This is a genomic window from Candidatus Caldatribacterium saccharofermentans (assembly GCF_050267035.1).
Lineage (GTDB): Bacteria > Atribacterota > Atribacteria > Atribacterales > Caldatribacteriaceae > Caldatribacterium > Caldatribacterium saccharofermentans.
The window spans coordinates 1443337-1467001 of the sequence record NZ_CP187957.1; the positions used below are offsets into that span (position 1 = coordinate 1443337).

Here is a 23665-nt window from a genome sequence, read left to right on the forward strand (position 1 = left end):
GCGAATGCGGTACAATATGGGGGAGGTCGTAGAGGAGGGAAGGAGGATGGAACCGGGAGGTTTGCGTCGTTTCGTCAGATGGCTGTACCCAGGGATGCGGGTAAAGCGCTGGCTCTTTATCGCCGTCTGTGGCGTACTCCTCATTTCCCTGGGCATGAGTCTCATTCTCTCCGTCCCGTCGATTCGGGGTTTTTACACTCTCTGGCGGCGTTTCGTTTTTGCTTTCCTTGGACACTACTCGCTGGCAGTGGTCTTTGGACTTGCTTGGATTGTTGGTGGGGCTGCCCTCATCGTCTGGGGCCTGCAGCGCATGAACCGCTCCATTATCAGTGCGCTTGTCCCTGAGAAGGAGGACATCGCTGAAGCCATTTTCAAGAGTCGCCGACTCACCCGTGGGCCGCACATTGTGGCCATTGGCGGAGGTCATGGCCTCTACACTCTGCTCCATGGTCTCAAGGAGTACACTGCAAACCTTACGGCCATTGTCACGGTTTTTGATGATGGGGGGAGTTCGGGGAGGCTTCGCCGGGATATGGGGGTTCTGCCCCCTGGGGATATCCGGAACTGTCTCATTGCCCTGGCCGACACCGAGCCCCTCATGCGAGACCTCTTCCAGTACCGCTTCAGCGAGGACAACGAACTGAAGGGTCACAATTTCGGGAACCTCTTCATCGCCGCCCTCACCCAGGTGACCGGGGACTTCCAGCGGGCGATTCTTGAGTCGAGCAAGGTCCTGGCTGTCCGTGGTCGGGTTCTCCCCACGACCCTGGAGAACGTGCTCCTCAAGGCCGAGTGTTTTGATGGGACGATTGTTTCTGGTGAGTCCAATGTGGGGAGCTGTGGGAAGCGCATTAAGCGCATTTTCCTCGACCCTCCATCAGTTCCTACAACCCCGGAGGTCCTCAGGGCTTTAGAAGACGCCGACCTCATCGTCCTTGGTCCTGGAAGTCTCTACACGAGCGTTCTCTGTAACCTTGCCGTGGAAGAGGTCCGTGAGGCCATTCTCCGGTCCCAGGCACCCCTGGTTTTCGTGTGCAATGTCACGACCCAGCCAGGAGAAACCGATGGGTACACGTTCTCGGACCACCTCGAAGCGGTTTTTCAGTTCCTCCCCAGGGAGCGGGTGAACTACGTCCTGGTGAATGGGGAGCGACCCCAGGAGGAGGTGCTGCGAGAACTTAAGAAGTCCGGGATTGAACCGATTTTCGCTGAAGGTGGGGAGTGGGACTTCCCAGGAAAGATCCTGGAGGCACCACTGCTTTCTCCAGAGCACCCCACACGCCATGATCCGGGTCGTTTAGCTCAGGCGCTTGTCGAGATTCTCCTTGAGGAGAAACCCTCTTTTAGCCTGTACTTTGCCCTCCACACAAAAAACGGCCTGAAGAACCTCAAGATCGTCCGTCTTGTGAGCCGCCTGGGGAAGAAGGCGCTCGCCCGGAGCGAATGAGGGGGGTACTGAAAGAAAGGGGATTCTGCAAAGCTGCCCGGGTCACAAGGAGGGCTGTATCGACCATGTTTTCTAACTCCCTTAGGGGAGCAGAAACCCCATGACGTTGCTGGAGGTTGAGGACATTCTGTTTCACCTCAAGAAGGCAGTCCAAAGCTCTGAAAAGCCCTGCTTTCTCCCGCTCAAGCCCCACGTACTCCCACATGGTTTCCTGAATGACCCGGCGAAGTTCTGCAAGAACGTGTTCCTCTGGGGGTTCTCCCACCTGTTCCGGGAAGGGGAGAAGTGGAGGAGGGGCAAGGGGTGGTTCGGAAGAAACAATGGAGCGAGCTGCCCGGAAAGCGAAAACGAGTCCTTCAAGAAGACTCGTGGAGGCAAGGCGGTTCGTTCCATGAACCCCGGTGCAGGCCACCTCACCAACGGCATAGAGACGGCGAACCGTGGTTCGCCCCCAGGAATCGCTGAGCACACCTCCGCAGGCGAAATGCGCTCCCGGAACCACGGGAACGGGTTCCCGGGTGACGTCGAAGCCTCTTCTTCGGAGTTCCTCGAAGATTTCGGGGAAGGCGGTGCGGATTTTTTCGGCCCCAAGGGGGCTGAGATCAAGGAAAACGTGGGAGGTTCCTTCTTCCTTCATGGTCTGGAAGATCGCCCGGGCAACGACATCCCGGGGGGCGAGATTCCCCAGAGGATGGAAGTGCTCAAGGAATGGTTTCCCCTCCCGGTCAAGAAGAACGGCACCTTCTCCTCGAACCGCTTCAGAGATGAGGAAGGCATAGGGTTCGCCAGGGCTATAAAGGAGCGTGGGATGGAACTGGATGTACTCCATGTTCACTAACGTTGCCTGTGCCCGCCATGCCAGGGCGAACCCATCTCCCGTGCACCAAGGGCCTCCGGAGGAATGGCGGAAGATGGCATTCAGTCCACCGGTGGCAAGAACTGTGGCACGGGCAAAGATGGGGATAACCTCGTTCCCCCTGAGGACATAGGCCCCAAAGCACTCAGGAGGCTTGTACCGGAAGGCGAAGTCGGCAAGGTGCAGCGAGGTGATGAGCTCTAAGGCAAAAGTTCTGGGAAAGAGGGTAATATTTCGTTCTTTGAGCACCGCCTCGTTCAGGCGCTCCTGAATCGCTTTTCCAGTATAGTCTTTGACGTGGAGGATGCGCCGGAGGGAGTGAGCACCTTCCTGGAAAAGGTCCCATGTGCCTTCTTTCTTCCGCTCGAAGGGTACGTGGAGTTCCTCGATGAGAAAACGTTGAACAAGCACTGGTCCAAGGCGAGCCAGAATCCGGGCGCTTTTCCGGCAGGAAGAGAAGGACGAGGCCCGGAGGATGTCCGCAAGGAGAAGGTCTGTGGTGTCCCTTTCTCCCCGGAAGACTATCCCCCCCTGTGCCCTGGCGGTATTGGTTTCGTCGAGAGCAGAGGCCTTCGTCACGAGGCAGACGCTTTTGCCCTGCCGGGCGAGGAAGAGCGCCGTGCAGCTTCCAGCAATACCATTTCCGATGACCAGGGCATCATAAACCATGGGTATCAACCGATTCTGAGGCTTAAGTCAATCCAGGGAGCATGGTGCGTGATGTATCCTGTGGAGATGATGTCCACTCCCTGTTCGGCGACAAGACGCACGTTGTGGGGGCCGATGCCTCCTGAGGCTTCAACGATCGCCCGTTTTTTCACAATTTTCACTGCCTGGCGAATGTCCTCAAGGGGCATGTTGTCAAGGAGAATGACATCTGCTCCGGCTTCACAGGCCTCAGCAACAGCCTCAAGGCTTGCGCACTCCACGACAATTTTTGTGGTGAACGGCACTGCCTTGCGAACCCGGAAGATAGCCTCCTTTACCGAGCCGCAGAGCGCCAGGTGGTTGTCCTTGATGAGGACGCAGTCGTAAAGCCCCATACGGTGGTTCGTGCCTCCCCCACAGCAAACGGCGTATTTCTCAAGGAGCCGGAGACCAGGTGTTGTTTTCCGGGTATCGGCGATGCGGACCGGAAGGTCGGCCACAAGGTCCACGAGCTCCCTTGTTCTTGTAGCAATGCCTGAAAGCCGGGCGAGAAGGTTCAGGGCAACCCTCTCTCCCTCAAGAATCGCTTCCGCCCGGCCGGAGAGGCTCAAAAGGACAGTTCCTGCCAGGAAGTGGGCGCCTTCTGCGACGTGGATTGTTCCCTGGATTTCCCGGTCAAGGAGCTTAAAGATTCGCAGGGCAAAGGGGCCACCAGCCATGACTCCCGGTTCCTTGGCGATAATCTGTGCCTGAACTACCCGATCTTTCAGCTCCCCAAGCCCCTGGGTAGTAAGGTCAAAGGGTCCCAGGTCCTCGTTGAGGAACTGAAGCAGCATTGCATCGAGATTCCATGGAACGAGACCAGCCATGCCATCACCCTCTTTTGTGGATTGTTTGTAAACGGTGAGGGAGTGCCGGGTCTTCCACGACACCCCAGAGGAGGAAGACGGCGATCCGCTCAATGGCGCCCTTTCTCCCGAACCGGGCGCTCATGCTCTGATTGTACTCAAAAAGTGAGACCGAGTGGAGCAAAAGCGCTGCCGTTTCCTCAGCTTTCCCTGTCTGCACGGGAACCACCGTTTTCCCGAGCCCCACAGCCTGAATCAGTATCTTCTGGTCGGCACTCACCATGTACGTTGCCTGGTCCAGGGCTTCAGGGAGAAACCTTGTGAGGTTGAGGTAGACCCTCTCCCGCACAAGGTACCCTTCGATGACTTCTCCCTCAAGGCTTTCGAGGAAGACCCAGTTTTTCTCGGAAGCAACACGCTGCACCGTTTCGAGGGAGACCCCCTGGGGGAGGGCGAGGAGAAAGTACAGAGAGGTACCGTCGGGAGCGTGCTCGACAAAGTCGAGGAAAAACCCCAGGTCCTCGATGTGGTGGTCGTCCCTGGGGAAAAGGGCACAGATGGCTTTTTTCCCGTGGAGGAAGGGTGTGTCGTGGGGGTGGAGGAGGTCAGCGAGGATGTTCCCGACAAAGTAGGCGGGAATATTCTTCAGGCGAAGGAACTGTACGAAAGTTGCGTCATCGGCAAGGACAGTCCGGGCAAAACGGCGCAGGAAGAAGAGACGAAAGGGTGATGCAGGAAAAGGGCGGAGTCCCAGAGGAAGCACCACGGTGACCCTCCTTCCCCCAAGGAGGGTAACGAGTGCCAAAAGCCAGAGATTTCCTCCGATGAATATCCGCCGTTCCCGGAGATTCCGCCGCTTCAGGAGGTCCTGGCAGAGCCTGTACCACGCCTTTAGAGGCTGTGTAGGCCGGTCCTTGGAAACCTCCGCAAAACCCTTTTCGGCGAACACCCCGGGGTGCCGGAAGGAGAGGAAGAAAATCTTGCTCTTCCCGTAGAGCTCTTTCATCTTCCGGCGGAGTTCAAGGGCAATGCGCTCTTCCCACTCTCCGTCTGCCATAAGGAGGTAACACCGCATAGGCACTCATGTCAATTATAGAAAAGCGAAGCAAGGGACGAAAGGACTTTACGGAATAAACTGTAGACCGGTGTGTTGCAATACGCAAATCCTATGGAAATGGTAGAGGGAGGAAAATACAATGAAAGTGAGAAAGCTCATCCTATGGGGGATTTTTGCTGCGCTTTTTGCTTCAGGTCCGGTGTTCGCTGACCCACAGGGTTTTGCATTCTGCCCTTTTGGTGTTGGTGGCATGATGGGATGGGGTGGCCTGTTCCTCGGTCTTTTTGTTCTCCTTTTTGTGGTGTACTTTGCGATACGCCTTTTTGGGGAGAGTGCCGGGAAGAGAGGGAACGACGAGGCTCTGGAAATTCTCAAAAAGCGCTATGCCCGGGGGGAAATTTCTGAAGATGAGTACCAGCGCATGAAGGCAGAGCTTGAGAGGTAGTAAGGTTCCCCTTTGACAGCTCCGCACTTTTGCCCTATGCTCCTTGAGAGAGGAGGAGTTGCCGTGGGAACCATCCTGGTCACCGGAGGCGCCGGTTTCATCGGCTCACACGTTGTGGACACGTACCTTGAGGCTGGTTTTTCGGTTGCCGTAGTGGACAATCTGGTAACGGGAAAGGTAGAAAACCTTAACCCGAAAGCTCGCTTCTACCAGGTCGACATCATGGACCGGGAGGCGCTCCGGAGGGTTTTTGAGCAAGAACGCCCGTTCTGCGTGAACCACCATGCTGCTCACATCAACCTTCGCCAGTCGGTGGAAGACCCCCTCGCCGATGCCCAGGTGAATATCTTAGGGACACTTCAGGTTCTCGAGCTCTCCCGGATGTACGGAGTGCAGAGGGTGATTTTCGCCTCAACCGGTGGAGCGCTCTACGGAGAGGTGGAGGAGCTCCCGGTTGGTGAAGAGTACCCTCCCTCTCCGCTTTCCCCCTATGGGGTTGCAAAGTACGCTGCGGAGAAGTACCTCTCCTATTATGAAGCGGTCTGGGGGCTTTCCTGTGTGGCGCTTCGCTACGGCAACGTTTATGGGCCACGGCAGGACCCCCTGGGTGAGGCGGGAGTGATTGCCATTTTCTCCAGAAAAATCCTCCGGAATGAGCCCTGTGTGGTGTTCGGGGATGGAAAAAAAACCCGGGATTACGTTTTTGTGGAGGACGTTGCCCGGGCTAACCTCCTGGCACTCTACGCCCCCTCTGGAGCATACAACATCGGAACGGGGAAGGAAACAAGTGTCCTTGAGCTCCTTGGGCTTTTCAGGCGCATTGCGGGAAAGGATATCGAGGTGGTTTTTGCCGAGGAACGAAAGGGAGAAATTTCCCGCGTTGCCCTGGCCATTGAGCGGGCGAGGCGTCTTCTTGGCTGGGAACCCCGTGTGACTCTCGAGGAAGGCCTCGAAAGAACCTTCACCTGGTTCGCGGAGGAGGAGAGAGTTCATGAGGGCCATGGTGCTTGAGCGTCAGGCGCCCTGTGAGGAAAACCCCCTCGTTCTGCGGGAGCTTCCTGTTCCCGAGCCTGCAGACGATGAGGTTCTTGTTCGGGTTGAGGCCTGTGGGGTCTGCCACACCGACCTCCATATCGTGGAAGGGGAACTCCCCCCTCACCGTCTACCCCTTATTTTGGGACACCAGATTGTGGGACGGGTGGTTGCGTGTGGGCCAAAGGTAACGGGTATCAGTCCCGGGGAGCGGGTGGGAACGCCCTGGCTCTTTTCTGTGTGTGGGGAGTGCTCCTTTTGCCGGAGAGGAAGGGAGAACCTCTGTTCCAAAGCCCGTTTCACCGGATACGATGTGGATGGAGGGTACGCCGAGTACTTCCTGGCCCGAAAGGACAGTGTATATCCGCTCCCTGAGGGCTACGAGAGTCCAGAAGTCGCTCCTCTCCTCTGTGGTGGGGTCATAGGGTACCGGGCGTACCGGGCAACGGAAACCCAAAAGGGTGATATCCTCGCGCTTTTTGGTTTTGGTTCTTCGGCGCATCTTGTGCTTCAGATGGGCCTTTACGAGGGGAAAGAGATCTTTGTTTTCACCCGAAGTCCTCATCACAGAGAGCTTGCAAGAAAACTTGGCGCAAGCTTTGTGGGTGGCGCCGAGGATGACCCTCCCTCGCCCTTCCATGCTGCCATTGTCTTTGCTCCCTCCGGTTTCCTTATCCGGAGGGCTCTGGAACACCTTGCGCCTGGAGGGAAAGTCGTTGCTGCCGGCATTTACGCTACCCCAATTCCTGAAATCCCGTATGAACTCCTCTACCGGGAACGGGTCATCCAGAGTGTGGCCAACAGTACCCGCCAGGATGTGCGGGAGCTCCTTGAGATGGCGGGGCGATATCGCTTCCGGATATTCTGCGAGATATATCCTCTTGAGGAGGCCAATGAGGTCCTGAAAAAGCTCAAGAACGGGCAGGTTCAGGCCTCGGCCGTCCTTGTGCCCTGAGTTCTCCCACCACCCACAGGGGTTTCTGGAAGCACGACGTAAGTTCATCCATGTTTTTTGTGCTTGTAAAAAGGAGGACAGTGGCCGGTCCACAGCTTTTGTAGAGAGAAAACGGGGGGTGGGGGTTCAGGGAGAGGGTGGCCGGCCTTCCCCAGAGGAAGAGCAGGGCCTCGCAGAAAATCCCCCGGGACCCCACGGGGACGATTTCTGCTTCAGGGCACTCCTCCCGAAGGCGCAGGATGTCGGCAAGATCAGCGATAGCATGGAGGTTTTCCAGGACTTCCCGGCCACAGGAAGGGACGCCCAGAGCATACAGGGTTCCCTCGAGGAGCGGTTCCTCCCTTTTTGGGGTTCTTCGGCCAAGAACGGTTATCCCAAGGCCGGTGGCTGAGGTAGGGACGTTCTTCTCTGTAGAGAAGACGCAGGGGAGATCCTCTTTGCCGATGGTGCGGAGTTCCCGGGAGATTCCCCTTTGCACTTCTTCAATCCAGGGATAGGGTTCCATACTCAGGGTTACAGAAAGCGCCAGAGGCTCTCCTCCCGCCGCAAGGATTTCTGCCAGGGCAACCCGGGCGGTGAACTGAGCGGATACTTCGAGGGGGACAGAGAGACTGTCCCCCGGTTTTGGTCCTATCCCACCAAGGGCGTCACAGGCCACGAGGAGTTCCTCTTTGCCAGTGTTCACCACAAGGCAATCCCGGTTCATCGCCGTGCCAACGCCCGGTGAAGAAGGGCGGCAAGGAAGACGTTGACAAAGGATCCTACAAGGAGGGAGAGCAGGATACCGAAGAAGAACCCCCACCCGAAAAGGGGGACGACGCTCAGCGGGGCAAAGACGCCGTTGAGAACGGTGCCCACAAGGACGGCCCCAGGGTACTTCCACCGCAGGAAGGCAAAACGAAAGGCCAGGGCAATGCCTGCCATCTCCAGGGCAATCACAAGATGCACAAAAGCCCCCAGGGGGAACCCGACGTTCAGGGAAGTCAGAATGTGCCCCAGAAAGGCGATGAGCGCTCCCTCAGGGTATCCCAAAAACAGGGCACCGAAAAATCCTGGAAGGGAGTCTAAAGCCACGGTTCCGGTGGGGCTGGGGATTTTCACGAACGACCCCACAACGCTCAAGGCCACGAGGGTAGCCACAAGGCTCAGGCGAAGGGGGAAAGAAGTGCTCAGAGCTTTCCGTTCCATCGGCATCCTCCTTTCCTGAAATGAAAAAAGCCCTCAGGCAATGCCTGAGGGCTTTGCCATCACCCTCTTTGGCGCTTCCGTGGCAGGTCTTCTGGCTCAGGTTCCTCGGAAGGAGACCCTTCCCAGCTTTCGCCAGTGGCTATGCTCTCCTTCCTCCCCATCACAGCGGCGGGTCCGCGCCGGACTTTCACCGGACTTCCCTATTCTCCCCAAAAAGGGGCACCACGGAAGGGAACCAGTTTTTCTACTTTTTCCTGTATTATAGCGCTTTTTGTGGTTCTTACAAGGAGGACGGGAGAGAAAAACCCCGTTAGCGGAAATTTATCGGGGGTTCCAACTTGGTATATGGGAAGCACTCTGGAGGTAGGGTCCCATGGTATCAGAGTTCCAGAGAGTTCTGGAATTTTCTCTCCATTTCCTGAAGGAATGGATTTCCAGGAATTTGAGGAAAGGCTCTGGGAGACCATGAATACCATCCTCACCCTGTTTGGGGATGTCACCCCAAGGAAGAACCTCCTTTGGACACGAAGACATCAGAGAATACCTGTACCTCCTCGACGACCAGGTTGGTTTTGGGAAGAAAAGGATTGATTCTCTCCTGGAAGCCCTGGTCCTTTCCCCCAAAGAGAAGGGAAGAAAGAGGAGGAAGAAGTCCAGAATCCTTGGGAAACTCTCTACGTCCATGAGGGGAAGGAAGTCTCAAGCTCAGGGAGAGCCAAGCTCAAGAATCCCCACTACTTTGCCGGTTGCTATGAGGACACCGAAGAGCTCTTCCTCGAGGTCCTCGAGTACCTGGAGGAACACTATGACCTCGACACGGTACAGGAGATCTTCCTCTGTGGTGATGGGGCCTCCTCCCCAAGAAAGGACTGGAGATCATCCCCAAGGCCACCTTCATCCTGGACCGCTTCCACCTTGGGAAACGCATCCGAGAAGCCCTGCCCCGGGATGGCTCAGAAGAGGAACTCTGGAAGGCAGTTGAAGAGAGTTCCTGGGAGGAAGTGGAAGCCTTGCTCCTCAAGGCCCTCTCCCGGGGTAAGAATTCCAGAGACCAAAGAGGCCTTGAAAACCTCTACATCTACCTCTCCGGAAACTCGCGGGGGAATCCAGAATGCCAGGCACCATAGAGAGCTGGAATTGCGAATCAGTGCCGAAGCCCACAAAAGCCTATCCTCTCAGCTCGACTCTCCCATCGTCCCATGGGCTGGGGGAGGAAAGGGGTGGACCGCAGATATCTCCGAGTTTTGAAGTTCAACAGGTGCTCAATCAGGCACTACTTCCTGAGAACCCAAAGGCAGAAACTTCCTCCCTTCATCCTTTCCCCTGAGACCATCAAGAAAGAGAAGGAGAGGGGGAAGGAGGTGTTCCGGGAAGTCTATAACAACATCCTGGTGATGCGCAAAGCGTGAGTGCTCTGCGTATGACCCTCAAGGCCCTGACCCAAGATATGTCCTGGGTTCCTGTGATATGAAAGACTGTAATCTGGATGAGTGAGGGAAAGGAAGGTAGATCAGGAAATGAAACCATGGAGAGGGTTTTCAAAAATATCCCTACAATAAGTTGACGCTATCATTTTTTTCATTAGTTGAAAATTTGGTAGAAGTGGTGTTATACTTTTTACCGAACGTTTCTCCAATAAAATCCAAGAGGGGAGGGAGTTTTGTGGTTTTTAAAAGAAGCGTTTTTCCGTGTGTCTTAATGACGGCTGTAGCGATGGTGATCACACTGGTTATCGCAGGAAGCACTGGCGCTCAGACTGAGAGAATTGTGCTCAAAGTGTGGGACCAATGGACTGGTACTAGTGATAAAAAGGCTGTTGATATGATGGATGCAAACTTTGAAAAGATGCATCCAAATGTTAAAGTTGAGCGGAGTGCCATGCCGGCAGCAACGATAGCCGATAAGATCCGACCTGCGCTCCTGTCAGGAACAGGCCCTGATGTTATATACCCGGAAGTGGGAATTACATTTCTTGGTCCCTTGGCAAAAGCGGGTTTGGTCATGGATTTGACCGAAGTTTGGGAAAAACGGGGATGGAACCAGAAACTCGTGGAGGGAGCAAAAGCTATCCCCACCTTTGGTGGGAGGACTTTTGGAGTAGGGCATGAGATAGAATACGTCCCTATATACTATAACAAGAACATCTTTAACAAACTTGGAGTAACTCCTCCTAAAAGTATAAGTGAGCTCGAAGATATATGCGAGAAAGCCCTTACTGCAGGATACATACCGATAGCCTGGTCTGCCCGGGATTGGTGGACCAAAACGAACCTCGCCACCGCGATACTGTGGAGTTACCTGGGGAAAGAAAAGGCGGAAGAGGCAATGTTTAGAGGTGGGAGCTGGGATATGCCCGAAGTGAGAGAGGCTCTTCAGAAGGCCTTTATTGAATGGCCAAAGCGCAACTTCTACCCCCCAAACTTTGTTGCCTTGGGCTACGATGAGGGGAACATGTTCTTCTACCAGCAAAAAGCGGTCATGCACCCCGAGGGGAACTGGATGATAGGCGGTTACATCGAAAATGTAAAGGACTTTGAAATAGGTGTATTTCTCTGGCCTCGGGTAAAGGAGGGTGAGCCTTCGTGCACAATATTCTTCTGTGGTTCTGGCTATGTAATCAGCAATTCGACCAAGTACCCTGAGTTAGCAATCGACTATGTCGACTATCTCATGGCTTCAAAGGAGGCTGCGAAGCTATGGTACGAAGTCGCGGCAACCATTCCTCCTCTGAAACTGTCTGAGGAAGACATCGCGGGATGGAACATACACTATTTGGTGAAAGAAGCAATAAAAGCTCTCTCCAGTGAAGAAATTCAATTTGTCCCCGGTCTTTCCATGGGTACTCCAGCCGAGGCTTTCGAGTTTTTGAAAACTGGTGTTGCGGAAATACTCACGGGGCAGACAACGGTGGACGAGTTCGTCAAAGAGTGGGATAAGCTTTGGCAAAAAGGGAGAGAGGAAGGTTTAACCTACGATACATTTAAACTGGAGTAGAAAGGGATTCCTCCTGGTGGGCTGTGTTTGCAGCCCACCAGGAGGTTTGTCTATGCTACTGAAGTACAAAAAAATCCCCTCACCAAAGGAGATATAAACCCATGGCAGAAGAGAGAATAGGCTATTTGCTCCTCTTACCCGCTCTGGTACTCTATGGGATATTTGTGTTGTACCCCATTGTGGATTCTGCGGCCTTGAGCTTCTATAAATGGGACGGAGCGGGGCCAAAGGTTTTTGTGTCTCTTGCTAATTATGTCCAGGCATTTAAGGATCGCGTAGTATGGGTATCTTTTAAAAACAACGTGATGTACACTGCTGGGATTATAGCGCTTGGGGTTTTTCCAGGGTTAATACTTGCTACACTCCTCGCTGGGAAAATAGTGGGCAGGACTGTGTTTGAAGCCATATTTTTCTTCCCGCGCCTTCTTACCCAAGTTATAGTAGCTATCGTGTGGAGCTGGATCTTTAATCCTGTGTTTGGCCTCCTGAACCAGGTGTTGAGGACTGTAGGTCTCGGATTCTTAGCCAAAGGGTGGCTCGGTGAACCCAGTTTTGCCCTTCCAGCGGTAATAGTTGCTGGGGCCTGGACGTATTTTGGTTTTTGTATGGTAATATTTTTGGCCGCACTGCAAAACACCGATCCTACCCTTTACGATGCGGCTCGCATTGATGGAGCCAATGCAATCCAGATTTTTATCAACGTAACGCTTCCCCAGATCAAGTATGTTGTCGCCATGGTCGTTGTCTATACGGTGATCGACTCTTTTAAGGTATTTGACCTGGTGTACCTCCTGACCGGGGGCGGACCCGGACATGCTACCCAGATTATGGCCACCTATATTTATCGAAAGTCCTTTGCAGAGTATTTCTTTGGCTATGGAGCAAGCATTGCGATTCTTTTAACCTGTTTTATTCTTGCAGTTTCTGTCCTGTACCTTCGGTACCAAGAAAGGGGGATGTAAGTGGCAGTAAAAAAAGGTAGAAGGAAAAGAGTTTTTTCTGTGGGCCGGGTAATTGTTTATCTCTTCCTTATTGGCGCAGCTATGTACACGCTAATCCCCCTCGTTATCGTCGGACTCACAGCTTCCAAAAGTAACCCGGAGGTCCTTAGAGGTCCTTTGACTTTTCCTTCTGAGTTCATTCTTTTTAAGAACCTCAGAGAGGCATGGACGGTTGGACACTTCGGCATGTACATAAAGAACAGCATCATCATAACAGTCCCTACGGTTTTAATAGTGATGTTTCTGGCCACTTTTGCCGGATACTCGTTTGCAAAATTAAGGTTCAAGGCTAAAGATTTTCTCTTCTATCTTATTCTTACAGGTCTCATGCTTCCTTTTCAGGCCGTTATGATCTCCCTCTATTTTCTACTGAATAGGTTTCACCTTATCAACACCTATTGGAGTGTTATCATCGCTATTGCCTCTGGTAGCCTACCGTTTGGGATCTTTATGATGAGGTCGTTCTTCATGAGTCTACCTACCGAATTGATAGAGGCTGCGAGAATAGATGGCTGTTCGGAGATACAGGCGCTCTGGTACGTAATGTTGCCGCTTTCGTTTCCTGGCTGGATCTCGCTGATTATTTTCCAATCCATGTGGACGTGGAACAACTTCATAGTACCTTTTTTGTTCATCCACGACAACTCCTTGAGACCCGTTCCCCTAGGCCTTATGTTCTACCAGTCGGAGTACCAGACGAACTACTCCCTCATAGCAGCAGGGGTCCTGATAAGCATCCTTCCCCTTGTTATCCTTTTCGCCATTCTGCAAAGGCGCTTCATAGAGGGCATCACCATGGGGGCCCTCAAGGGATAGAAATAGGTAACCAGAGCTGTGCATATCTACTGAAAGGAGGAGACAGAAGGTGAGCAAGGATATCCTCGACAAGGTATATGGATGCTTGATTGGAGGAGCAATTGGAGACGCGCTGGGAGCACCCGTCGAGGGCTGGTATTACACGGAAATCCGCGAAAAGTATGGCAAGGTGAGGGATTTGATGCCGTTTAAAAAAGAGTACTGTGGAGGACCTCCGGGTTCCATTACCGATGACACAGTGCTGCGTCATTATATGTGCCTTGCCATCGTTCGAAAGGGCGGCAGGATAACACCAGACGATTTTGCTGAAGTATGGTTGAACGAACTGAATCCCGAAAGACTTTGGACCAACGAAAAGATAGTGAAAATGAAGCTGGAAATAGGCATGAATCCTTGGGAGACAGGAAAGGGACAGCCTCCCGTCGGTTGTGCGTCAATGGCCATCGCACCTGTTGGTATCATAAATGCAGGCGATCCCGCTCAAGCATACCAGGATGGGTTTAACATTGCATCCATAAATCAGGAAGGTGTTAATCGGGACGCAGCTGCAAGTCTTGCTGCAGGAATCGCATCGGCCTTCCTCCCAGGTGCCACCGTGCAGACCGTGCTGGACACGATGACAAGGTACAGCTCCGATGTCTTTCGACGGGGGATAGTTCTCACCATGGACATTGCGTACAAGAGCAAAACAGTAGACGAATTTGTCGAAAAATTCTATGAGAAGATGCTCGATTGGACGTGGCCTCAGAGAAACTGGAATAAGGAGAGATTCTTCAGTGGCAACAGTTTGGAATTCATCCCTGCAGCGATGGGTATTCTCTACCTCTGTGGTGAGGACCCAAATGAGAGTATCGTTGAGGGTGCGAGCTTTGGTAGAGACTGCGACACCATAGCAAGCATCATAGGTCAAATTGTCGGTGCCCTCTACGGAGCGAGTGCGCTTCGTAAGGACTGGATAGAAACTTGTGAGAGAGCAAATGAGGATTTCTTTGAGGAGTTGGAAGGGGACAGAAAAGCCAACTTCTACTCTATGGCGCAACGCTTGGTGGAGGCGTTAAAAAAGGAGAAAAGCAGGCTGGAAGAGCGAGTAAGAACCTTGGAAAAAATACTTAGTGGTCAGGATTGAAGAGTGCAAAGGCGGAGGCCAGGAGAAGGGCTGTGAAATCCTGATTCTCAACCTTCGTCTATCAATTTCATTTTCTCTTCCCAGACCCGGGGGACCTTGAGGTCTTATACCGGTCCTGGTAGGACCAGGAGTTACGATCAATGATAGATGTTGACGTTGACATTAATAGAGCGTTGCCTTCCTTTCCACTTTCCAGGAGATTCCTATGCTGTTCCCCTATGCGCTTCCTGCCTGCTACCTTAGCGCTCTGCCCCCGCATGACGAAACTTTTTCTTCTTGTTGCAAATTTTTAGTAGTTTTCGCTATAATAGGTTGTGACCTGGTTATCTCAGGTCAAGATTTTATGTGGAGGAGGTGGGGTCTTCGCTTGGTGACGTAGAGTTGTCTTTTCCGATTTTTTTCAGTTTTGAAAAATTCGTTGAGAGGAGGATTGGGATGAAGAGGGTACTGTATCTGGGTATCTGTTGTCTGGTCGTTTTAGGAATGGTGGGTACGGCTGCGGCGATTGAGTTGAGAGTGATGACGGTGTGGGGTGGGCAGCAAAAAGAATACTTGGATCAGATGTTTGCTGAGTACACCTCGTTGAACCCGGAGGTCAAGATTTCTCACGAATCGGTGGCGGGAACAGGTGCGGCGGTATACATTGAGGTCTTGAAAACAGCCGCAGCCGCGGGAACGGCTCCAGACGTATGGTTTAACTGGGGAGGCGAACTTTCGGGATTCTTTGCCGATGCCGGTTACTGTGAGCCCTTGGATGAGTACTTCGAAAAGTATGGTTGGAACAAGATACTGATCCCCTGGACCATTGAAGCGGTTCGGAGAAACGGGAAGCTTTACGGTGTTCCCATCTGTTCCCATGGTATGACTTTCTGGTACAGAAAGGATTTGTGGGATCAGCTGGGGTTGACTGAACCGAAGACTTACAAAGAGCTTGAGGAGCTCTGTGCTAAGACCAAAGCGGCAGGGATTTATCCACTGTCGGTTGCTGGGAAATACGGTTGGATGGTCATGCGTCTTCTGGATTACCTGCTGGAGTATACCGCAGGTCCTGAGCTTCATGATAAGCTAAATACGGCGGAAGAATCCTGGGATCGTCCAGAGGTTGTGGAGATGTATCGTCTTTTCAAGAAGTGGGCTGATGAATGGATTGTGCCAGGTTTCATCCAGATCAACCCAGATGATGCGCGGATGCCCATGTACCAGGGTCAGGCGCTTATGGTCTTTGAAGGTAGCTGGATGGAGACGGTGTTTAAGCACGATGGCCAGGATGTAAACAATTTCAGGTTCTTCCTGCATCCTACAGAACATGAGCCATTGCGTATTTCGGGTTTTCCCGAGCAGTTCATGGTGAACGCCCAGAGTAAGTACAAAAAAGAGGCTCTCGAGTTCATCAACTGGTTTATCCAGAAAGACGTCCAGCAAAAGTGGTTGGGAAAGGCTATAACAAGTACTTGTACCATTGGGGTATACCCTGATAAGAATGAGTTGCCGAATACTTATGAGTTTCGGAAGGTCCTTGAACAACTGCAGGATGTTTATCCTCCTACGGACCAGGCGTTTCCTCCTGAACTCATGCACAAGTACTTTGAAATTCAGGACTCTGTGGCCTTGGGGCTTTTGACTCCTGAAGATGCGGCAAAGAGGATGCAGGCTGCCATTGAAGAGTACAAGGAAGAAACGGGAATTAAAGTGTTTGGTTCCGCACCTGGCATGAAATAAGATAAGACACCCCAAAAGGCCTCTGTGCCCGGGGTGCAGAGGCCTTTTCATTTTGCTCCAAGGAGGTTTGTCGTTCCATGCAGGTACGTAGGTTCCTCTCACGCTATTGGCTCCTCTTTCCGGCACTCGCCTTCTACGGGGTTTTTCTGGTGTACCCCATGATTTTTTCCTTCATTGTCAGCCTGTACCGCTGGGATGGTCTCTCGCCGTCAAAGGTTTTCATTGGTTTAAGGAACTATGTCAGGTTTTTTTCCGACCCAACTTCTCTTTTGGTGTTGAAGAATAACCTTACGTGGATGGCATTTATGCTTTCAATTCCCGTGGCCCTGGGTTTGATTCTTGCCGTGATACTTAACGAGAAAATCCCTGGTCGAACTTTTTTCAGGGCCGCTTTTTACTCTCCTGCCGTTTTGCCTCTGGTGGCGGTTGGTATCATCTGGTCTTGGATTTACAACCCCACTTTTGGCGCCGTCAATTCTTTTTTCAGGATTATTGGGTTGCCCCATCTTGCACGTAACTGGCTTTCTGACCCAAGCGTAGCCTTGTACTCTGTTATTCTCACCGGTATCTGGCAGGGTACGGGTTTCCCGATGCTTCTCTTCCTGGCAGGTTTGCAGGCAATTCCCAGGGAACTTTACGAGGCGGCCGATATCGATGGAGCCACGGGTGTACAGAAGTTCTTCTACATCACGATACCTTCTCTGCGCGAGACTTTCGTTGTGGTTATTTCACTCCTCATGATTGGATCGCTCAAGGTGTTTGACTTGATCTACGTTATGACCTGGGGAGGGCCGGGGAACTTCACGCAGGTCCTGAGTACCTGGATGTACTTCAATACCTTTGTGTACCACAAAGCTGGGTTTGGATCTGCCATTGCCTGGATAACGGCTGCTACCTCTTTAGGGGTCACCTATCCATATATCCGGATTATGTCGAGGCGGTAGGGGGGGAGAAAAGATGAAGCGAGGTTACAGCAGTACGTCCTTCTTTTTCCTAGTTTTTCTAACCCTTCTTATGCTTTTCCCTTTTGCGATTGTAGTGCTCACCTCCTTGCGTACCCAGCAGGACGTTGTGACGCGAGGAGTATTTGCCCCACCGGAATCTGTTACTCTTCAGAACTTTCCCGATGCCTGGAGAATGGGCAGATTCAGCGTGTACTACAAGAACAGTTTGTCGATTTGTTTTGTGAAAGTTCCCCTGGGGATATTCGTCGCTGCTCTTGCTGCCTATCCCCTTGCGAAATACCGTTTCCGGTTGAGAGAAACCTTGCTGGCCTTTTTCCTTTTGGGTTTAGGTATACCGGTGAACGTGGTGCTTCTCCCGCTAACCATACTCCTCAAAAGACTTTACCTTCTGGACAATCTCTGGGGGTTACTCTTTCCTTATATTGTTTTTGGGCTTCCCTTTCAGATACTTGTTTTGAGAGGGTTTTTCCGAGGGATACCAGATGAGCTCGTTGATGCGGCAAGAATCGATGGATGTACGGAGTTTCTGGTCCTTTTAAGGGTTATTCTCCCACTTTCTGTACCGGCAGTACTAGCGCTTTTTATCATGGACTTCCTCGCAACGTGGAACGAATTCCTCATGGCGTTGATTTTTATTCATTCCGATAAATGGAAGACGGTTCCTCTGGGGATGATGTACTTCCAGGGCCAGTTTGCCTCTTCTTATCCCATTATTAATGCAGGGGTGCTTCTTGGAATTCTTCCGGTTGTCGTAGTGTATGTCCTGCTCCAGCGGTACTTTGTCTCAGGAATAACGGCTGGGGCACTGAAGGAGTGAGAAGAGGCTGGCTTGCGAGGGGCCAAGCGTTCGGGTCAGTGATAAATATATTTCTCCAGTTGAAATTTTGAAACAATTGTGCTATAAACAAGCTTGTCAAAAGGACCATGCATGCACTCTATGAAAGGAGGGAATCAAAACGTTAGGGAGTAAAGGTATCAAATGGGCTTTGGTTCTTCCTGTGGTCGGAATACTGGCCTTTTTCGGGTTATTTATGTTTGTTTATTCCTTCAGACTGAGTTTGTTTCGCTGGCCAAAAACTCCGGTTGAACCCTTGAGTTTCTGCGGTTTAGAAAATTACAAAGCGGCTCTCAGTGATCCCAATTTTCGCCGCTCTCTTTGGGTTACCTTTAAGTTCGCTGGTTTAGGAATTCCTTTGCAATTTTGGGCAGGTTTAGGTATTGCCCTTGCTTTGAACCGTTTGGGAGAAGTAGGAAAAAAGTTGTGTGTCCCTCTTATTGCTGGAACAATGGTTACCGATGTTGGGATCGGGATTATGTGGTATTTAGTTCTAAGTTACCACTACGGACCTATAAGCTACCTTCTGGATCTCCTTGGGCTCCAAAAGATTGATTGGTTGGGAACTACGACTGGTTCCTTTTTTGCCATCGTTATGGGTGATTCTTGGACGGCGATTCCCTTTATGATGATGGTCCTTTATGCAGGCTTGATCAGCCTCCCGAGGGATATATTCGAGGCAGCAGCAATAGATGGTGCATCTGGGTTACAGATGTTTTCCAGGATTACCCTTCCCCTCTTGAAACCTGTAATTGTAGTAGCCCTGGTTCTAAGGATTTCTGGTGCTATTAAAACTTTTGGCTTGGTAAGGGCTTTAACGGAAGGGAAACCTGGTGGTGCTACTGAGGTGATAAGCTACTACATTTTTAACCAGGGCTTCAGCTATTGGAATCTTTCTTACGCATCTGCTTTGACCTTCCTCTTGTTGCCTGTTATTGTACTCGTGATTGCTGCCTTTATAAGGGCAATGAGAGGGGGGATTGAAGCGTGAGAAAGAGTATCAGTTCCTTCATTGCATGGCTTGTAGTTATTCTGGCTTTACTGTGGGTTTACGGTCCGCTGTACTGGCTGATTCGTACTTCGTTTATGAAGGAGGGCGATGCTCTTAGGTATCCACCGTATTTTTGGCCTCCAAAGTTCACTTTAGAGAATTTCAGATACGCTCCAGAGCGTGCTGCGGTTGGCATTCAGCTGATTTTGGGTGGGATGAAACACAGTTTAGTGATTGCTGTGGCAAATGCATTAATCTGTATTGCAATTAGCTTGTTGGCGGCGTATAGTATTGTGAGGTTCAGGACTGGGGGTTCACACTTATCCTTCTGGATACTTTCTAACCAGTTTTTGCCTCCTGTAGCCTTTTTGGTCCCTACATACCTTATATTTAAGCTGTTGGGACTGTACGGAACACACATGGGTTTGATAATCGCTTATCTCTTGGGGAATATACCGTTTGCCGTGTGGATTCTTATGGGTTTCCTGCAGGAAATCCCTGAGGAGTTAGACGAGGCAGCAGTGGTCGACGGAGCCTCTCCCCTACAGGTTGTTGGGCGGATTATCTTCCCATTGATGATTCCTGCTATTGCGGTGGTGTTTGTCTTTACGTTTGTGGCTTGCTGGAACGAGTATCTTTTTGCATTTTTGCTCTCAGGCCCTAAGTGGGATACATTACCGGTGGTTGTGCCAAAACTGAGGTGGGGTAATACCTTGGCTTATCCCCAAATTGCTACAGCCAGCCTTCTTAGTGTCATTCCTGGAGTTGTTTTTGCGACTATTTTCCATCGTTACTTGGTGCGGGGACTCACCTTTGGTGCTGTTAAGGAGTAGAGGGGGGTGAGAGAGTGATTGGTTAGTGTTGTGAGTGTTAGTTGGAATCTCCTGCTCTGAGGTTAGGGGCTTGGAAGAAATGCAAAGAAAAACACAAAGGGGGGTTGAAGGAGATGCTGAGAGAGAAAATAAAGGCGATTTGGATTGCGGTAGTGGTTCTCTGCTTGCTGGGAGGAGTGTGCTACGGACAGAAACCCTTTGAGGGCGTCAAGCTCACTGCACTCATAGGCGCTGGAGGAGAAGCTCCCTTACTGACATACCATGTTGATTACCTCAAGGAAAAGCTGGGTGTTGAGTTCGAAATTATCAACGAGCCCGATCCAAACCACTATCAATTGCTCATGAAAGACTGGATGATGGGAGAAGGTGCCTACGACATTGTAACCTCGGTTCCCCGCTGGAATGGAGATTTTATGGCGGGAGGTTATTTCCTGCCCATTACGGAATACCTTAAGAAAGATCCCGAGGCAATGAAGGATTACGAAGATATTGTCGATGTGTACAGAAAACTCTACTGCGAGTGGGGCGGGGAAATTTATGGAATAGTTGTCGATGGAGACACGCAAATTCTCTACTACAGAAAGGATATTCTCGAGAATCCAGACTATCAAGCTCGCTTCAAGGAAAAGTATGGCTATGACTTACCCGTTCCTCCCCAGACCTGGGATCAGTTTCTGGATGTTGCAGAATTCTTCACTGGATGGGACTGGGATAACGATGGTGAAATTGAGTATGGTGCCACTTTCAGTGGCATTGACTTTGCTCCAAGTGTTTACATGTACTGGGTGCCAATATTTGTGAGTTACAGTAACGGCGTACTTCCTTTTGATAAAGAGCTACGCCCTCAAATAAATAACGAAGCTGGAGTAAAGGCACTTCAGGTATTTAAGAAGGTTTGTACAGAGTTTGCACCTCCAGGCTATATAGGAATGACCTTGGTTGGAACCTGGCAAGCTGTGTGGAAGGGTCAGGTTGCTATGGCGTTAGAGTGGGGTGACGTTGGTAAGTACCTGCTTTGCGATGAACGTGGAGAAGGTTGTGGCATGCACTGGAAGGGTAAGTTTGGATATTCGCTCTGGCCAGGAGTAGAACATGAAGGGGTCGTAGTGAAGTATAACACGCTCTCTTGGGGGAGATTTATGGCCATTCCAAGGTCGACTAAGCACCCCGATGCAGCTTATGCTGTTCTGAGGGAACTCTTGCGCCCAGAAAGGAAGATGATTTCTCTCAGCGACTGGGTAAGCTGTGCCGATGTCTATGCGTACTCCGCCAGGGATGCCAGCAAATGGACAATTCCTATAGAGCAGGAGTTCATCGATGCATACTTAGCGGCTTTGGCCCATGGGGTTCCCGATATCATGATACCTGGAAACGAGGAATACTATACGGAGTTTGGCAAGATAGTTACTTCCTACCTCCAAGGAGAATTCGATGAAAAAACGGCTCTGAGTAGAGTCGAAGAAGCGTGGGAGAGGATAACCGAGAGAATAGGGAGAGAGAAATTGGCAAGCATTTGGAGACAGTATGTTGAAGGAACCTTGGAGAAACTAGGTTTTAAGTTCAAGTTCTGAAGAGGAACCATTATGAACCGGGGATAGATTTGGTGGTCTATCCCCGGTTTTTTCTTTAAAGGAGTGATTTCCTTAACATGGAAGAGACGAGAACAGGCTTATCTTCTCAAAAGATCAGGATTGCGCCTTCTTGTGACTTTTTTGTTGACGATCGGGGTTATCCCTTCTTTTGGCTTGCTGACACGGTGTGGAGTGCTTTCACCAATGCCGATTTTCCCGAGTGGGAGGAGTACCTCGAGTATCGGCAAAAGCAGGGGTTTAACGTACTGCAGATAAACATTCTTCCCCAGCATGACGCCAGTGAATCAGATTTTGAGATTTTTCCTTTTCAGAAAACTGCGGACGGACGGTTTGACTACTCCACCTTCAACGAAGAGTATTTCCGGCGAGTAGAAAAAATGCTCGGTATGGCGAAGGAACGCGGTTTTATCCCAGCACTCGTGGTCCTCTGGAGCAATTATGTGGGAGGAACCTGGCTTTCGAGGCTCCGTCCCCAGGATGTTATTCCCTTCCCACAGGCCATGCGGTACGTTGAGTATGTCGTGGAAGCATTCCGGAAGTTTCACCCGGTGTACATCATAGGGGGAGATACAGACCTCGAGAGTCAGGAAGCCATCGAATACTATCTGGGAGCTCTGGAAATTATCAAGGCAAGAGACCCTCAGGCGCTCACCACCATTCATCTCCTTGGCCCTGCCGAACCGAGATATTATTTACCCGAAGAGATTGTGAACTCACCGCATCTTGATTTCTACATGTACCAGTCTGGGCATGGTTTTGACTGGGTGGAAAACCCTGTGGCCCTGGCTCAGCAGTTTTACCGTCTGCCGGTAAAGCGCCCCATTGTGAATGGAGAACCCTGCTATGAGGGAATGGGGCACGAGAGGGGAAGGTATGGAGCAACCGACGTTCGCAGAGCAGTGTGGCGGAGTTTACTTTCCGGGGCTAAGGCGGGGGTCACGTATGGTGCCCATGGAATATGGAGCTGGCATAAAAGAGGAAAGAAATGGGGTGTGTCCTGGGAAGGGATCGTGGACTTCAGGTATCCCTTCGACTGGCGTACCGCGCTGAGGTTTCGTGGAGCGTGGGATGTGGCCTTTTGCCGGTTTGTGTTCGAGGCTTTCGACCTCTTTGACATAGAGCCCGAGGAAGGATCCATTGGCCAAAACCAGTGGATCCGTATCGCAACTGGAAAGGACAAAATCGTTGTGTATTTTCCTTATGCGGCTGATGTGGCTATCGAGAAGGACCTGGGTGAGTATCGGCAATTCTTTCTCATTGACCTTGAGGAGAGGGTTGTTGCGAAGCCGGTCTTGAAGTACAGCAACGGAAAGTGGCAGGTAGCCATGAGTGACTTCAATAGCGATGCTTTGCTCATCGGGAGAAAGTGAGGAGGTGCAGGGATGGATATTCAAGATCTCGTAGCTCAGGATAGGGCTCTGAGGAAGAGCCGCTTTTTGGGGGGTATTCCTTCCCCCGAGCGACCTCGCCGGGTCATTCTCAATACCGATGCGCATAACGAAATCGATGACCAGATGGCCGTTGTGCATGCACTCCTTTCACCAGAACTTAAAGTAGAAGGTATCATTGCTGCCCATTACGGGACGCATACCGATAGGGACAGCATGGAGCAGAGTTATCGGGAGATTCAGCACCTTTTGAAGCTCCTGGGCATGGAAGAAAAAGTCCAGGTTCTCAAAGGCGCTCCCCTTGCTCTGGAGAAACCCGATGTGCCGCAGAAGTCTGAAGGCGCAGAGTTCATCATCTCCTGTGCTCAGAATTCCACTGAGCCTCTGTACATTGCTTTCCTGGGACCCCTCACCGATATGGCCTCAGCTTACCTTATGGCTCCGGAAATTGCCGAAAAGGTCGTGGTCCTCTGGATTGGGGGAGGCTGGTGGCCCACGGGTGGACCTGAATTCAACGCATTCAACGACTGGATGGCAGCTGATGTGGTCTTTGTTTCAGGACTCTCCCTGGTTCAGTACCCCCGCACCACCTACCGGATGATGCGGGTGGGTGTTGCCGAAATGGAGCGTTTTGTTCTGGGGAAAGGGGCAATTGGAGATTACCTTGTTTCTCTTTTCAAAACCTGGCGTGTGAGCACCCCGTCCCCGAGGGAGTGGTGGGTTTACGGCGATTCTCCGGCTGTAGGGACTCTGGTCAACCCCGAATGGGGCTACTATGTGGAGCTTCCGGCTCCTCGTCTGAATCCTGACCTCTCTTACCGTCATGAATCAGGGGATCGGAAGATTGAGGTGTGCGTGGAGGTTGTGGCTGGAGAGATCTTTGCCGACTTCTTCAGGAAACTCGAAGCTTTTGCCCGGGGGCTCTGAAG

General features: G+C 51.6%; 24 protein-coding genes, 1 pseudogene and 1 riboswitch. Of the genes and pseudogenes, 19 read left to right on the plus strand and 6 right to left on the minus strand.

Features of this window, described 5'->3' with window-relative positions:
* Positions 1-46: 46 nt before the first annotated feature.
* The gene (locus ACPT9Q_RS07315; RefSeq protein ID WP_427365421.1) at positions 47-1447 is read left to right on the plus strand and encodes a gluconeogenesis factor YvcK family protein; all 1401 of its coding nucleotides are present in this window, start codon (positions 47-49) and stop codon (positions 1445-1447) included.
* Here ACPT9Q_RS07315 and ACPT9Q_RS07320 read toward each other — a convergent pair.
* The 3 genes from ACPT9Q_RS07320 to ACPT9Q_RS07330 are packed head-to-tail and all read right to left on the minus strand — an operon-like array spanning position 1389 to position 4874.
* Positions 1389-2972 carry an L-aspartate oxidase gene (locus tag ACPT9Q_RS07320; protein WP_427365422.1) on the minus strand — a complete coding sequence of 528 codons (1584 nt, stop codon included), beginning with the start codon at positions 2970-2972 and terminating at the stop codon, positions 1389-1391. The genes ACPT9Q_RS07315 and ACPT9Q_RS07320 overlap by 59 nt on opposite strands.
* 5 nt (positions 2973-2977) lie before the next feature.
* On the minus strand, positions 2978-3820 hold the full coding sequence (gene nadC / locus ACPT9Q_RS07325; protein WP_427365423.1) for a carboxylating nicotinate-nucleotide diphosphorylase: 843 nt from the start codon (positions 3818-3820) through the stop codon (positions 2978-2980).
* A 4-nt stretch (positions 3821-3824) separates the two neighbouring features.
* The gene (locus ACPT9Q_RS07330; RefSeq protein ID WP_427365424.1) at positions 3825-4874 is read right to left on the minus strand and encodes a hypothetical protein; all 1050 of its coding nucleotides are present in this window, start codon (positions 4872-4874) and stop codon (positions 3825-3827) included.
* A 121-nt stretch (positions 4875-4995) separates the two neighbouring features.
* Here ACPT9Q_RS07330 and ACPT9Q_RS07335 point away from each other — a divergent pair, with 121 nt between their 5' ends.
* The 3 genes from ACPT9Q_RS07335 (at position 4996) to ACPT9Q_RS07345 (ending at position 7288) form a co-directional block, all read left to right on the plus strand.
* Complete coding sequence (locus ACPT9Q_RS07335) at positions 4996-5301, plus strand: SHOCT domain-containing protein (RefSeq protein WP_017873697.1); 306 nt, start codon at positions 4996-4998, stop codon at positions 5299-5301.
* A gap of 63 nt (positions 5302-5364) precedes the next feature.
* Positions 5365-6312, plus strand: coding sequence for an SDR family NAD(P)-dependent oxidoreductase (locus ACPT9Q_RS07340; protein WP_017873696.1), 948 nt, complete (start codon positions 5365-5367; stop codon positions 6310-6312).
* Positions 6293-7288 carry a zinc-binding alcohol dehydrogenase family protein gene (locus tag ACPT9Q_RS07345; protein ID WP_017873695.1) on the plus strand — a complete coding sequence of 332 codons (996 nt, stop codon included), beginning with the start codon at positions 6293-6295 and terminating at the stop codon, positions 7286-7288. Before ACPT9Q_RS07340 ends, ACPT9Q_RS07345 begins: the two co-directional genes overlap by 20 nt.
* On the opposite strand, the gene ACPT9Q_RS07350 is transcribed toward ACPT9Q_RS07345, so the two are convergent.
* From ACPT9Q_RS07350 to ACPT9Q_RS07360, 3 genes are all read right to left on the minus strand, one after another.
* Entirely contained in the window at positions 7245-7994 is a 750-nt protein-coding gene (locus ACPT9Q_RS07350) for an AIR synthase related protein (protein ID WP_427365425.1), read from the minus strand. The genes ACPT9Q_RS07345 and ACPT9Q_RS07350 overlap by 44 nt on opposite strands.
* Positions 7991-8482 (minus strand): ECF transporter S component, encoded by a 492-nt coding sequence (locus tag ACPT9Q_RS07355; protein WP_427365426.1) that lies wholly within the window; start codon positions 8480-8482, stop codon positions 7991-7993. Before ACPT9Q_RS07355 ends, ACPT9Q_RS07350 begins: the two co-directional genes overlap by 4 nt.
* 58 nt (positions 8483-8540) lie before the next feature.
* A riboswitch (cobalamin riboswitch) is annotated at positions 8541-8718 on the minus strand.
* Positions 8677-8976 carry a hypothetical protein gene (locus ACPT9Q_RS07360; RefSeq protein ID WP_427365427.1) on the minus strand — a complete coding sequence of 100 codons (300 nt, stop codon included), beginning with the start codon at positions 8974-8976 and terminating at the stop codon, positions 8677-8679. It overlaps the preceding riboswitch by 42 nt.
* 175 nt (positions 8977-9151) lie before the next feature.
* Here ACPT9Q_RS07360 and ACPT9Q_RS07365 point away from each other — a divergent pair.
* The 15 genes and pseudogenes from ACPT9Q_RS07365 to ACPT9Q_RS07435 form a co-directional block, all read left to right on the plus strand.
* Positions 9152-9271: pseudogene (locus tag ACPT9Q_RS07365) on the plus strand (hypothetical protein); the annotation flags it as partial.
* Between the two features lie 104 nt (positions 9272-9375).
* Complete coding sequence (locus ACPT9Q_RS07370; protein ID WP_427366740.1) at positions 9376-9603, plus strand: hypothetical protein; 228 nt, start codon at positions 9376-9378, stop codon at positions 9601-9603.
* A gap of 93 nt (positions 9604-9696) precedes the next feature.
* Positions 9697-9885 (plus strand): hypothetical protein, encoded by a 189-nt coding sequence (locus tag ACPT9Q_RS07375; RefSeq protein ID WP_427365428.1) that lies wholly within the window; start codon positions 9697-9699, stop codon positions 9883-9885.
* Between the two features lie 253 nt (positions 9886-10138).
* Positions 10139-11470, plus strand: coding sequence for an ABC transporter substrate-binding protein (locus ACPT9Q_RS07380; RefSeq protein ID WP_427365429.1), 1332 nt, complete (start codon positions 10139-10141; stop codon positions 11468-11470).
* A gap of 101 nt (positions 11471-11571) precedes the next feature.
* Entirely contained in the window at positions 11572-12432 is an 861-nt protein-coding gene (locus ACPT9Q_RS07385) for a carbohydrate ABC transporter permease (RefSeq protein ID WP_427365430.1), read from the plus strand.
* Positions 12433-13287 carry a carbohydrate ABC transporter permease gene (locus tag ACPT9Q_RS07390; protein ID WP_427365431.1) on the plus strand — a complete coding sequence of 285 codons (855 nt, stop codon included), beginning with the start codon at positions 12433-12435 and terminating at the stop codon, positions 13285-13287.
* A gap of 49 nt (positions 13288-13336) precedes the next feature.
* Positions 13337-14413 (plus strand): ADP-ribosylglycohydrolase family protein, encoded by a 1077-nt coding sequence (locus ACPT9Q_RS07395; protein ID WP_427365432.1) that lies wholly within the window; start codon positions 13337-13339, stop codon positions 14411-14413.
* Between the two features lie 345 nt (positions 14414-14758).
* A complete protein-coding gene (locus tag ACPT9Q_RS07400) occupies positions 14759-16132 on the plus strand; it encodes an ABC transporter substrate-binding protein (protein ID WP_427365433.1) in 1374 nt (457 codons plus the stop codon).
* A 77-nt stretch (positions 16133-16209) separates the two neighbouring features.
* Positions 16210-17076, plus strand: a complete 867-nt coding sequence (locus tag ACPT9Q_RS07405; protein ID WP_427365434.1) for a carbohydrate ABC transporter permease — start codon at positions 16210-16212, stop codon at positions 17074-17076.
* Between the two features lie 193 nt (positions 17077-17269).
* The gene (locus ACPT9Q_RS07410) at positions 17270-17914 is read left to right on the plus strand and encodes a carbohydrate ABC transporter permease (RefSeq protein WP_427365435.1); all 645 of its coding nucleotides are present in this window, start codon (positions 17270-17272) and stop codon (positions 17912-17914) included.
* A gap of 169 nt (positions 17915-18083) precedes the next feature.
* Positions 18084-18923, plus strand: a complete 840-nt coding sequence (locus ACPT9Q_RS07415; RefSeq protein WP_427365436.1) for a carbohydrate ABC transporter permease — start codon at positions 18084-18086, stop codon at positions 18921-18923.
* Positions 18920-19756: a carbohydrate ABC transporter permease gene (locus ACPT9Q_RS07420; RefSeq protein WP_427365437.1), complete on the plus strand. Its 837-nt coding sequence runs from the start codon at positions 18920-18922 to the stop codon at positions 19754-19756. The genes ACPT9Q_RS07415 and ACPT9Q_RS07420 overlap by 4 nt, the downstream gene beginning before the upstream one ends.
* A gap of 113 nt (positions 19757-19869) precedes the next feature.
* Positions 19870-21327 carry an ABC transporter substrate-binding protein gene (locus ACPT9Q_RS07425; RefSeq protein WP_427366741.1) on the plus strand — a complete coding sequence of 486 codons (1458 nt, stop codon included), beginning with the start codon at positions 19870-19872 and terminating at the stop codon, positions 21325-21327.
* A gap of 77 nt (positions 21328-21404) precedes the next feature.
* On the plus strand, positions 21405-22718 hold the full coding sequence (locus ACPT9Q_RS07430; RefSeq protein ID WP_427365438.1) for a DUF4038 domain-containing protein: 1314 nt from the start codon (positions 21405-21407) through the stop codon (positions 22716-22718).
* A 12-nt stretch (positions 22719-22730) separates the two neighbouring features.
* Positions 22731-23663: a nucleoside hydrolase gene (locus ACPT9Q_RS07435; protein ID WP_427365439.1), complete on the plus strand. Its 933-nt coding sequence runs from the start codon at positions 22731-22733 to the stop codon at positions 23661-23663.
* Positions 23664-23665 lie beyond the last annotated feature (2 nt).

Bases quoted from the DNA above. Each gene is read 5' to 3' on its own strand.
- ACPT9Q_RS07315 (WP_427365421.1), top strand. From the start codon at position 47: ATGGAACCGGGAGGTTTGCGTCGTTTCGTCAGATGGCTGTACCCAGGG.
- ACPT9Q_RS07320 (WP_427365422.1), bottom strand. From the start codon at position 2,972: ATGGTTTATGATGCCCTGGTCATCGGAAATGGTATTGCTGGAAGCTGC.
- nadC (WP_427365423.1), bottom strand. From the start codon at position 3,820: ATGGCTGGTCTCGTTCCATGGAATCTCGATGCAATGCTGCTTCAGTTC.
- ACPT9Q_RS07330 (WP_427365424.1), bottom strand. From the start codon at position 4,874: ATGCGGTGTTACCTCCTTATGGCAGACGGAGAGTGGGAAGAGCGCATT.
- ACPT9Q_RS07335 (WP_017873697.1), top strand. From the start codon at position 4,996: ATGAAAGTGAGAAAGCTCATCCTATGGGGGATTTTTGCTGCGCTTTTT.
- ACPT9Q_RS07345 (WP_017873695.1), top strand. From the start codon at position 6,293: ATGAGGGCCATGGTGCTTGAGCGTCAGGCGCCCTGTGAGGAAAACCCC.
- ACPT9Q_RS07350 (WP_427365425.1), bottom strand. From the start codon at position 7,994: ATGAACCGGGATTGCCTTGTGGTGAACACTGGCAAAGAGGAACTCCTC.
- ACPT9Q_RS07355 (WP_427365426.1), bottom strand. From the start codon at position 8,482: ATGCCGATGGAACGGAAAGCTCTGAGCACTTCTTTCCCCCTTCGCCTG.
- ACPT9Q_RS07385 (WP_427365430.1), top strand. From the start codon at position 11,572: ATGGCAGAAGAGAGAATAGGCTATTTGCTCCTCTTACCCGCTCTGGTA.
- ACPT9Q_RS07405 (WP_427365434.1), top strand. From the start codon at position 16,210: ATGCAGGTACGTAGGTTCCTCTCACGCTATTGGCTCCTCTTTCCGGCA.
- ACPT9Q_RS07410 (WP_427365435.1), top strand. From the start codon at position 17,270: ATGGGCAGATTCAGCGTGTACTACAAGAACAGTTTGTCGATTTGTTTT.
- ACPT9Q_RS07425 (WP_427366741.1), top strand. From the start codon at position 19,870: ATGCTGAGAGAGAAAATAAAGGCGATTTGGATTGCGGTAGTGGTTCTC.
- ACPT9Q_RS07430 (WP_427365438.1), top strand. From the start codon at position 21,405: ATGGAAGAGACGAGAACAGGCTTATCTTCTCAAAAGATCAGGATTGCG.
- ACPT9Q_RS07435 (WP_427365439.1), top strand. From the start codon at position 22,731: ATGGATATTCAAGATCTCGTAGCTCAGGATAGGGCTCTGAGGAAGAGC.